Origin of the sequence: Parasutterella muris (assembly GCF_009767915.1) — a bacterium.
In the GTDB taxonomy this organism is placed as follows: Bacteria; Pseudomonadota; Gammaproteobacteria; order Burkholderiales; family Burkholderiaceae_F; genus Parasutterella; species Parasutterella muris.
Genome location: NZ_WSRP01000075.1, coordinates 1 through 2,805 on the forward strand (window position 1 = coordinate 1; position 2,805 = coordinate 2,805).

Annotated in this window: 5 protein-coding genes; all 5 read right to left on the reverse strand. The window is 45.3% G+C overall.

The genetic code is table 11. The features are described from left to right. The coding region (locus tag E5987_RS12480) for a phage baseplate assembly protein V (RefSeq protein WP_160336394.1) at positions 1-452 on the reverse strand (452 nt) is incomplete at its 3' end. Positions 453-510: 58 nt separating this feature from the next. Further along, entirely contained in the window at positions 511-831 is a 321-nt protein-coding gene (locus E5987_RS12485) for a hypothetical protein (protein WP_160336395.1), read from the reverse strand. A gap of 17 nt (positions 832-848) precedes the next feature. After that, positions 849-1,214: a phage baseplate assembly protein gene (locus E5987_RS13555; protein ID WP_371873845.1), complete on the reverse strand. Its 366-nt coding sequence runs from the start codon at positions 1,212-1,214 to the stop codon at positions 849-851. Positions 1,215-1,348: 134 nt separating this feature from the next. Beyond that, on the reverse strand, positions 1,349-1,672 hold the full coding sequence (locus tag E5987_RS12490; RefSeq protein WP_160336396.1) for a hypothetical protein: 324 nt from the start codon (positions 1,670-1,672) through the stop codon (positions 1,349-1,351). Between the two features lie 20 nt (positions 1,673-1,692). Next, positions 1,693-2,805 (reverse strand): phage baseplate assembly protein (locus tag E5987_RS12495; protein WP_237178846.1); only part of this gene is annotated, 1,113 nt, incomplete at its 5' end.

The window sequence follows — 2,805 nt, forward strand, 5'->3', positions numbered from 1 at the left end:
CCTCCTTTATCTTTGATGTCGCCTTTTGCAACGATATTGCCTCCGACTTCAAGATTTCCCGTGCATTTTGTCAAAGGAGCATCTACTGTCACCGAGGCCGAAGTGTTTACCAAGACCGGACTGGAAACGCCCTCTACCCTTATCCCGTCGCGAGAGAGATAGATTTTTCTTCCAAGATCATCAAAAACACAAACCTCTCCATCTTTCAGATCAGTCGGGCGATAGCGGCGATCCGTAACAACGACGGCAAGAGTTTGATCACGATCCCCGCCTAAAGCTAATCCAATAGCTTCAGCTCCGACATGAGGCTCAGAAGTAAAACCGTATGGTTCAAAATGCTCTACCGACTCTCTGATATCTCCACCCAGAAGCTGAATCTGCAGTGTTCGAAGTTTTCGAGCTCCGTTCTTGGCTGAGAGCGTCGCTCTGTTTATTAAAGCTTTTAAATTCATTTTCGTTAGGCAAAAATAAACCCGCCGAATTGGGCGGGTGAGTCTATAAAAGATGCAATTAGAATCTGCGCGGTTTACCAGCCAAGATTTCAGCAAGGGCTCCTGCATCGTCTAATCTAAAATCTTGGGACTTACGTATGGTTATCTCTGCTTGCAGTTTTTCGCGGAAAATCTTTTCTTCCATCTTTCGTTTTTGCTCCGGGCTGACGTAGACCATACCCTTCATATCTTCTTCAGTGGCATACAAGGCCGGATCCTTCCATCCTGGAATATGTACACAATTAGTTTCGTAGCCTTCAGGAGTGCGATCGCATTTAGTACCCGCAAAAGAAGGCAGTACGAAACAAAGAGGAACTAAAGCAAAAAGAATCTTTTTCATATCTACCACCTCGACTTTTAAGTCTTTCCACTGTCTTTCTTTATATCACTATTCTCCTCAATTCTAATCTTTTTTGCGTCAGGTTCAGAAAATAAATTAAAGCGAGATTTTGTACTTAATGTCATTACTGACGTTGTTCCACTACTACTCAGAGAGTATGTGATTTGTGTTGTGATCCACGAAGCGTTCTCAAATGGTCCCAGCATCGGATCTTTAAACCCAATAACTGAGTTAACCCTCCACAACTCTCCATTGCTCTGTCTCCAGCCCTGAACCTTGTAAGTTAGAGTATCCGACTCTCCCGCATTCACTTCTTTGATAATCTCCGCCTTTTTCTGAAGAATCTCCGTCGAAGCGTTCCAGGCTCTTGCTTTACAAACCACCTTGCACGCTTAACCCACCCATCTTAAGCTGTTCCTTTAAGATGATTAGCTGATACCGGAAGCTCGCTTGTCGGATTAGCGGTTTGGCAAAAACAAAACCCGCCGAATTAGGCGGGCGACGTGCATTTTTCAACTCAGCGGACTTTCCTAGGAACGCCAGAAAGAATATCTTTGATAGCCTGTTCTCTTGTTGCAACTCGATCCTGATACATTCGAGCGGTGATCTCATTCTCCAGAGCTTCTTTGAAAATCTTTTCATCCATCTTTCGTTTTTGCTCGGGACTAACGTGCACCATACCTTTCATATCTTCTTCGGTGATATGAAGCGCTGGATCTTTGTAATCCGGGTCGAAGACCCAGTCTTGCTGTCCTTTTTCATTAATGAAATAACGAACATCAGCTGATGCACTGCTCGCGACTGTCAGTAAGAAAAACACGAACAACAACCGAATCGACATATCAACCTCCGAAAGATAAATTAAATTTTACCAGAGCCAATCTTTATTTCGGACAAGTTCGATGTTTCTCCAATAGTCTTACTGTCCTTCTCTTCCAGCAGTCGAAATGCTTGAGGTGAAATGCACGTGAGTTCGACGGTTGATCCTGCAGACGACAAACTGTATCCAATTTTGCTAATCAATAACGGTATATTTTTTATTTCCAGTAAAGAATCGAAAATACTAACCTTGGTATTAACCTTCCACAGCTCGCCGTTGTTCTGCCGCCAACCCTGAACTTTGTAGGTTAATGTATCGGACTCCCCTGCGTTCATATCTTTGATAATCTCCGCCTTTTTCTGAAGAATCTCCGTCGAAGCGTTCCCAGGCTCTTGCTTTACAAACCACCTTGCACGCCGAACCTCTGGATCTCGGGCCGTCGCTTTGAGATGATTAGCCGACACCGGAAGCTCACTGGTCGGGTTGGCGGCCTGTCCTAAGGTAACGTAATCACTAAACCTCTTCGACGCATCCTGAGTACGTTTACCTTCAAGAATATTCTTCCCTAGTTCCAGAGTGTCGTGTGCATTACCTCCGGATCCGGCTTGAGCAATAACCAAGTTACCCGCCTCATCATCCGTAAGCAGAATTCCGTTCTTCTGAAGATATCGGGTCACGGCAGCACCTACAGTTTCCGTCGGGGAAAACTCTAAATTTCTCCTATCCACCGATTTCACTTGATCCACAACGCCAATTCCAAACGGAGCGCACACCGCCTTTAAGTTCTGCTCATGCGTCTGATTCTTGTAGGAGTTCGCCATCCCGTGCGGCATGCAGCAGTCCTGTAAGTCGACCGTCTTACTCGCGCCCGAGATAGTAATGCTGATTCCGGAGGCAGAATAACTTACCTCCCGCTTAGTAACGTAACCGGTCAGAACAAGATCGTCCCCAATAAATACCTTCACCTCATCCTGAGGCTGAATACCTATAGTCAGGTCTTCTTTACTTCTGGTTGACCTAACGGAGAAGACTCTGGCCAAGCTTTGAAGCGTGCAGGTAATACTCACATCCAACCAGTTCTCGTATTTTCTGCCGTTGACAAAAAGAGTTACGGTGTTATCTGAGATTTTCTTTGGCATGTCGCTCCTTCTCCC